Below are 7,732 nucleotides of genomic sequence, written 5' to 3' on the forward strand. Positions count from 1 at the left end.
ATGAAGCTGCAGCATCCCGAGGTCGACGCGTTGGTCGAGAAATTCGCCAAAGCCTGTTCGGACGATTATTCGCTGGCCGTAGACCGCAAAGATTCCATTATCGAATACGTGATGGGCGTCACCGAACAATTTCCGGACCTGATGGTCGAATCGAACCGGTATCTGTACCGCACGGTCGATATGCTGGACAAGTTGGGACGCAAAGAAGACGGAGAAATCTTTTTCCGGGCGGCGGCCGTGCTGCTGCGTACGATGGGCAAAGGCACATACGGGTATCAGGAGCAGTCGCTGTACCGGAGCTGCATCGGCGACAGCCTGAGCGGCGTCAATCTCGGTTCGCGCCGGATCGCCGATATGGAACAGCGCAAAGCCAAGTCGCTGGAACGCCTGCGGCTCATGCACCGGTACGTCGGCGAAGAACGGGTCCGCAAAATGTTCCGCACGCAGGTCAACGTCAGCCAACGGGTCGGCAAGCATACCGCGCCGCTCGAGACAAGCGCGGAGACGCTGCTGCTGCTGAAGCTGTACGCGCAGATCGATCCGGAGTTCGCGAACGAAACGATCGGCCGGCTGCCGGCAGCGCTTCAGGCGCTGCTCGGCGGCGATGCGCAGAGCCTGCGCCGGGAACTGCTGCAGGCGATCGAGCCGCTGGCGATCCGGGAGCTTCCGCTCAAAGATACGCTGACGCAGCTCGACCTTTCGCCGGAATACGTCGAAGCGCGCCGGGCCGGGCTGCGGGAGCGGCTGTTCCCGGATTCGACGCTCGATCCCGCGGAAAAGCTGCGCCGCGAGCAGCAGAATGTCTTCATGAGCCAGCTGCGCAGCGCTTTCTATTACGTGCTGCTGCTTGCCGGCGGCAAAGACGGACTGCTGCAGTCTTCGGCCGAAACGGACAAAGCGGTGCTGGAAGCCGTTCGTGCCGTGCACGAAGCGCTGCCGCTTGAGATGCGCGCCGAGCTGCTGATGATGGAAAGCACGGGCAAAGATCCCGATGCGGTGCTGGAGGGCATCGTGCCCGTCGACGAGCCGTTCGAGCTGATCGCCACGCTTGCGCGCGAGATCGACAGCTACATGCCGGCCTGGAACACGCTGCGCGGCGAACTGCTGGCCGACCGCAGCCGGGCCGCGTACCTGTTCTCCATTTTGCGGCGGCCGCTGCTCAAAGCCTACGTCTACCGCGTCCTGGCGGACGAAGGGCAGGCCCCGGGCAGCGAAGGCGGGATCGAGAAGCTGGTGCTCGAAGCACTGGCGGACAAAGTCCACGGCAATATTCTCGGCCAGAGTCTGGCGAAATACCTGTCCGGCGAACTGTCGCTCGACACGTATCTCAAGCACAAACCTTCCCATAACTGGGACGATGCGCAGGGCAACGATATCGTCCGCCGTAATCTGCTGATCGCGGTGACGCTGCTGCCGGAAGATTCGGAGCTGTACGCCCGATTCGTGAAGGTCGCCGGCCATCCCGAGATCGGGACCGCCAACTTCCTGTCGTACCTGTACAAATCGCCGACGTTCAGCGGGGAAAAGCTGCTGGAACTGGTGGAAGCCGATTCGGAGGCGCAGGGCGAGACGCTGCTGCTTCGGCTGCTGCTGCTCAACGGCCTGAACCAATATCATTATGCCCGCGTGCCGGAAGACGAACTGCGGCGCATCATCGCCCGACGCCTCGGACGATGCCTCGAACTGTACAATGAGGTGCAGGGCGAAGTGCGGCAGAGTATGCTGGAAGCGGCTTTGTCGGGCGACGGGCAGCCGGGCGAGGATCAGGTCATTCAGGCGCTGCGTCTGGCGCTGGGCGATTCGTCCAAACGGGTTCGCGAAATCGCGCGCCTGCAGCTGATCAAGCATCCCGACAAACATTTCTACGTAAAGCTCTATCTGGCGGAGAAAAAAGCGGCCGTGCGCGAGATCGTCATCGACCTGCTGCGCGGCATCGAAGGCGAAGGCGAAGCGTACGCACAGCTGCTGGCGAAGGAAAAATCGGCTTCGCTAAAAGCGCGCCTGCAGGCGCTGCACGATACGCTCGGCAAGCCGGCCGAATACGCGCATGCCGCGCTGGCTGCCCATGCGGACGCCAAAAAAGTAAACCGCCTGTCGTGGCTGCCGCTTGACCGCCTGCCCGAACTGCGAGGCCAGGACGGGCATAAGTTGGACGACGGCATCCGCCTGTATGTACTGACCGAGTCTGTCGATTTCGCGTCCGAGCCGAATCCGCGGCTGGCCGAAGTGGCGGCATACGCGGACGCCGCTTCGCTTGCGGCCTTTACCGCCGAAGCGCTGCGCATCTGGATCGACGCCGGGGCTCCGCCCAAAGAGAAATGGATACTGCCGCTGGCATCGAGATTCGGCAGCCGCGAAGCGGTCGACCTGCTCGGCCGCCAGATCAAGGACTGGGCGGACAACAGCCGGGGCGCGATCGCGGCGGACGCCGTACGGGCGCTGGCGTTCATGGACGATACGGCCGCGCTGATGACGATCGACCGGCTGGGCCGAACGATCAAGAACCGCCAGGTCAAAGGGGCGGCCGAAGAAGCGCTTCAGCTCGCGGCCGAGAATCAGGGATTGACCAAAGAGCAGCTCGCCGACCGGCTCGTGACGGAGCTCGGCTTCGACGAGCGCGGCGAGCTTGCGCTCAGCTACGGCGAGCGTTCTTTTACGGTCAAAGTCAGCGCCGACCTGCAGCTGTCCGCCGTGAGCGGGGAGACCGGAAAAACGGTGAAAAGCCTGCCGGCGCCGGTCCAAAAAGACGATGCGGCTCTGGCCGCGCAGTCCAAAGCCCGTTTTGCCCAACTCAAAAAAGATCTGAAAACGATGGTCGGCCTCCAATCGCAGCGCCTGGAAGAATCGCTGTCCAAGCGGCGCCTGTGGAGCGCGTCCGAATGGAGCGACCTGTTCGTCGGCAACGTCGTCATGCGGCGCTTCGCGGTCGGCCTGATCTGGGGCGTATATGCCGGCAGCAGTGAAGGGTCCGGGGAAGAACGCCAGACAGACGCCGCAATCGAAACGACGTTCCGCTACATGGAAGACGGCACGTTCAACACGGTGGACGAAGACGAATACGAGCTGCCGGAACAAGCGCGGATCGGCCTCGTGCATCCGCTTGAGCTGGATCAAAGCACCCTCGAAGCGTGGAAAACGCAGCTCGAAGACTACGAGATCGTCCAGCCTTTTAACCAGTTGAACCGCTCGGTGTACCTGCCGGAAGAAGACGAACTCCAGCAGCGCGTCTACACCCGACTGCCCGGAGGAGACTATTCGCCGACCGGCTTCCCGAAAGCGCTGGAAAAGTACGGCTGGGTCAAAGGCCGGGCGCAGGACGGCGGCTTCTACAACGAATTGTTTAAGGAATACGGCGGGCTGATCGCCCAACTGACGTTCAGCGGCACAAGCATTTCGTATTACGAAGGCATGGACGACGTGACGCTGGAACAGCTTGAGTTTTTCCCGAACAAAGGCGACGATTACTACTATTCGACCACGAACGGCCATCCTCTCAAAAACGTGCCGCAGCGCGTGTTCAGCGAAACGGTCTACGATATTTTGCGGGCGACGGGGGAATAAGCGGTTTTTTTTCGGAAAAGAATCGGGCTGAACGGCAAACGGCAAACGGCGGAAAAGAGCGGAAACGGAGGTGGGAAAGAATGGGTGCAAGCGGAATGGAGATACGGTTCGGCCGGCTGGTCGCGTTGTGCACGGAAGATTACCTGATCCGGCATGCCAACAAAGGGCTGTACAACCGCGCCGTGAAAGACCGGGACAAAGGGATAACGGCCGAGTACGTGTTTGCCGACGCCGAAGTCGTCTGCACGTTGAGCGACGGCACCGTCTGCCGGCTGACCGACTCGATCGAGCAGTTCTCCTGCAGCTGTCCGGCGGACAACCTCTGCAAACACGTGCTGATCGCGATTTTGGATTACGGGCGGGCCGCGGAGGCCGAAGAAGGTTCGACCGGCGGGAACGGGGTTCCTCTTGAAGAAGAAGGCGTTGTGGCTGAAAATGGAAAAATACGGGGGACGCGCGGCCGGCTCCCGGCCGTCGATCTGCCGCTGCTCGACTTCGGCTGGCTGCTGGAGCGGCCGATCGAAGAGCTGGTCGCTTCGTTCAACGCGGCCCGGGTCGAAGAAGCGGCGTTCCGCCTGCGCTACAACGAAGAACTCGAGATCCGCGAAGATTCGCTGCTGGTCGTGCGCCTGGTCCGCTCCGGGATCGAAGTCGCGTTCACGGACACGCCGGGCGTTGCCCGGGCACTGTGCGCCGTGGCGGGCCCGGACGGCGACCTGTACAAGCTGGAAGCGCTGCTGCGCTACCGGTCGAGCCGGGGGCTGGACGACCGCGACGCGCTGGCGGCCAAGCTGTCCCCGGCGACTTTGCCGCCCGGGCTGTCCGGCGAATTCCGCGAGAGTATCAACGCGCTGCTCTCGAACGGACTGGCCCGGCTGCCGCGCAGCCTGGGCGCGCGGTTCGAGCTGCTGGCGATCGCCGCGCGCAGCGGCGGACTGCCGAATCTGGAGCGCGAAGCACGCGGCATTCACGGCGAACTGGAACTGTTCTTCGAGCATCATGTACGCTTCTCTTCGCATGCGCTGCTCGGCAGGCTGAGCCGAACTTCCCTGATGCTCGACGCGCTGGAGCGGGACATTGGCCCGGCGCGGCAGGCGCAGTTGGTCGGGCGCTTTCGCAGCCAATATTATACGGTGCCGCGGCTGGACCTGTACGCGCTGGGAGCGGAGCCGTGGGAGACCCGGTCCTCATACCGGGGCATCACGTATTATTTCTACTGCGCCGAAGACGACGGCCTGTATACGTATACGCAGGCCCGGCCGGCGTATTACGAAGGGGCGGAGTTTTCGTTCGCCGGCCATTACGCCGAGCGCTCGCCGTGGAAGCCGGACCTGACGCTTAGAACGGCGTCGTCTTCGATGCTATCGTTCCGCGCCGTCAAAGTCAGCGCCGAAGGCCGGCTGTCTTCCGGCGGTTCGCCTGCGCTGAGCGTGCCGCCCCGGCCGCCGGTCGAAGCTTTCCGCTTCGGCGGGCTGCTTGCGGAGCGGTTCGCCGACCTTGAGCTTGGGCGCAGCGAGGTCCGCCTGTTCGGCGGGCCGCCCCGGCGCATGAAGCTGATCCGCGCGGCCGCGATCGAGAGCTGCGTCTACGACGGCTCGGCGCAGGCGCTCAAGCTGACGGCCGTCGACGTCGACGGCGAGCGGCTGGAGCTGCTCGTGCCGTACCACGCCGATTGGAGCACGGCGATCAACCGGCTCGAAGCGGGCCGCGGTCTGCCGGCGGCCGGCGAATTTTATATTTTTGCCTCGATCGCCGCCGACGGCGTGTATACGATCAGCTTCCTGCAGGGAAGCGCGCAGACCAGCCTGAAGCTGGATCTGTGAGCCGGCTCCGGGCGCTCCGGACGGGAAAGCGGGTAATTACAAGGCAAAGCGGAGGGGCTGGAGCAACATGAAGGAACTGAACAGGTTGATCGGCCAAGTGGAAGATTGGACGGAAGAACTGCTGCTGCGCGGAACGGCGCAGTTTGCGCTGGAAGACGCAAGGCGGCTCGAACGGCTGGCAGACGCCGCGGCGCAGCTCGGCATGGACCTGCTGGAGCGCCTGCTGCGGCAGTTGGCCGGTTCCGGCGAGCGGAGTCTTCTGGGAGCGGACTGCGCCGCGGGAGAAGTGGAACGCGCTTTTTTCCGGCTGGGCGGCTATATGGAACTGGCCCGGCAGAGCGGCAGCGAACCCGGCCCGGGCCTCGACGCCGAGGAACCGGGGGAAGCGGATTCGGCGGGAGAAGAGTTCGGCGGGTAAGAAGGGGTAAGAAGGAAAAAGGGTGAGAAGGACCGAGGGGTTTGGAGGATTCGGGTGATTTGGTGGACGTGAGGAGTCTGACGGATCTGATAGATCTGGTAGACCGTTGGATCTGACAGAACTAAAGGATCTGACAAATCTTCGGGATCTTACAGATCTGTTAGACCTAATGTACTTGGCAAACTTAACGAACCTGACAGACCTGACAGATCTGACGTACTTGATGAATCTAGCAAACTTGACGAACTTGTTCAATCTGGTGGGTCTGAAGGATCTGACGAGTCTGATGGACCTAGCGGATCTAGTAAACCTAACGTACTTGGCAAATCTACCGAACCTGACAGACATGATGAATCTGACAGACCTAACGCACTTGGCGAATCTAGCAAACTAAACGAATTTGTTCAATCTGGTGGGTCTGAAGGACGAAGCGGATCTAGTAAACCTAACCGCACTTGGCAAATCTAACTAATCTCGCGAACCCAGCAAACCCGGCAAACCTATCAAGCCTGATAGATTTGGCAGATCTGGTGGAAAAAAATGCGATGCGCTTGCCGCGGCGAGTTCTGGCAGCGAGTCGAATCGGATAGCGCGCAGAAGACCATCGAAGATGCGAAGGAAGAACAGTTTACTTCGGAATAAGTGCTGGAATGCACTTATTTCGTGGTTGTAGGTAATGTGCGATAAAATAACTGCGAAAATACATCTAAATGCGGGAATATCGTCTCTTCAGGTGTGGAAAAGGCGAAATAACTGTAGTCCAGCACTTATTGGGCGAAATGAGTCTGAAATTGCCGAAATAGTTGTAGTCTCGCAATTATTCGGTGGAATGGGCTTGAAATCGCTGGAATAGTTGTATGCTCGCATTTATTTTCGAAATCAGGCTCGCTTTGCTTCCCGAATACGTAGATTGGCGAAGTGGAGTGGCTTAAAACTTAAAGAGGTTTCTCCGCAATCGGAGAAACCTCTTTGAGCTACGTTGGAAATGGCCAAGTATCGGCGGAATTCGTATGCGCGCCGGACTTACGCTGAAGGATTAGTCGATTTTGATCCAAAGTGCGCCCTGGGACGTAAAGCCGGTGTCGGTTTTTTTGATCTCGATGGTCACGGGGGCGCTGGAAGGTACCGACGAAGCGCGCAGCACGTCGGAAGCTTCGCCGCCGAAGCCGGATAGGACGGCCCATGAAGCGGCGCCTTGCGCAGACTTGTATCGCCCGGGAGCCAGATCGGTGCCGACGATATACGTGCCGGGGCCGAATTTTTTGTGGAACGCGGCTTTTTGGCCGGGTACGGCTTTCCAGATGCCCGTGCCTGTCGAGATGAAGCCGACGTCGGAGGCTTTGATCTCGACGACGGCCGGTCCGGTCGGTTGGGCGCTTGCGATGCGGTCTGCGGCGGTGCCGGATCGGCCGGACGTGCGCTCCCAATAGTCGATTTGGCCGACGGAGCGGTATAAGCCCGGCTTTATGTGCTGTGCGACGAGGTAATGGCCGCTGCCCGGAAAGGTGGAGCCGTCGCGGGGGCGTTCGGCCGTGCTGTCGGAGCCGGTCCAAGCCGGCGCTTGCGCCGGCCGCTGCGACTCCGGCGTGGACGGGGTGGAAGATTGCGGTTTACGGTCGCTCTCCGGGGGCCGTTTGGCCGAATCGCCGTTCGCGGCCGGCTGCTTCGTCGAAGGCCGATTCTGTTCTTCGGCCGCCGGCCGCGAAGTCGATTTGTCGCCGGAAGGGAGGTCGGTTTGGGGACGGCTGTCTTCCTGGACCGGTTCTCCGCCGTCGGAAGAAGAACCGGGGGAGCGGTCGGTTTGGGGCCGGCTGCCCTCGCTCGGCGTCGCCTGTCCGCCGCCTCGCGCCGCGTCGCCGCCCTGCGGCTCGGCCTCCGGCTCCACCGGCCGGCTGCCCTCGCTCGGCGCCGCCTGTCCGCCGCCTCGCGC

At 61.7% G+C, this 7,732-nt stretch carries 4 protein-coding genes; 3 read left to right on the plus strand and 1 reads right to left on the minus strand.

From position 1 onward, the window contains the following. The 3 genes from FTE24_RS17270 to FTE24_RS17280 all read left to right on the plus strand — a co-directional run bounded on the left by FTE24_RS17270 (window position 1) and on the right by FTE24_RS17280 (window position 5,802). A complete protein-coding gene (locus FTE24_RS17270) occupies window positions 1-3,561 on the plus strand; it encodes a DUF4132 domain-containing protein (RefSeq protein ID WP_150234722.1) in 3,561 nt (1,186 codons plus the stop codon). Between the two features lie 80 nt (window positions 3,562-3,641). Next, a complete protein-coding gene (locus tag FTE24_RS17275; RefSeq protein ID WP_150234724.1) occupies window positions 3,642-5,384 on the plus strand; it encodes a hypothetical protein in 1,743 nt (580 codons plus the stop codon). A 67-nt stretch (window positions 5,385-5,451) separates the two neighbouring features. Then, window positions 5,452-5,802: a hypothetical protein gene (locus FTE24_RS17280; protein ID WP_150234726.1), complete on the plus strand. Its 351-nt coding sequence runs from the start codon at window positions 5,452-5,454 to the stop codon at window positions 5,800-5,802. Window positions 5,803-6,838: 1,036 nt separating this feature from the next. Here the strand turns inward: FTE24_RS17280 and FTE24_RS17285 are convergent. Further along, on the minus strand, window positions 6,839-7,732 hold an 894-nt coding region (locus FTE24_RS17285; protein WP_442978173.1), incomplete at its 5' end, for a hypothetical protein.

The organism is Saccharibacillus sp. WB 17, from assembly GCF_008634075.2.
In the GTDB taxonomy this organism is placed as follows: Bacteria; Bacillota; Bacilli; order Paenibacillales; family Paenibacillaceae; genus Saccharibacillus; species Saccharibacillus brassicae.

Coding starts and splice junctions, on each gene's coding strand:
- FTE24_RS17270 (WP_150234722.1), top strand. CDS start 1: ATGAAGCTGCAGCATCCCGAGGTCGACGCGTTGGTCGAGAAATTCGCC.
- FTE24_RS17275 (WP_150234724.1), top strand. CDS start 3,642: ATGGGTGCAAGCGGAATGGAGATACGGTTCGGCCGGCTGGTCGCGTTG.
- FTE24_RS17280 (WP_150234726.1), top strand. CDS start 5,452: ATGAAGGAACTGAACAGGTTGATCGGCCAAGTGGAAGATTGGACGGAA.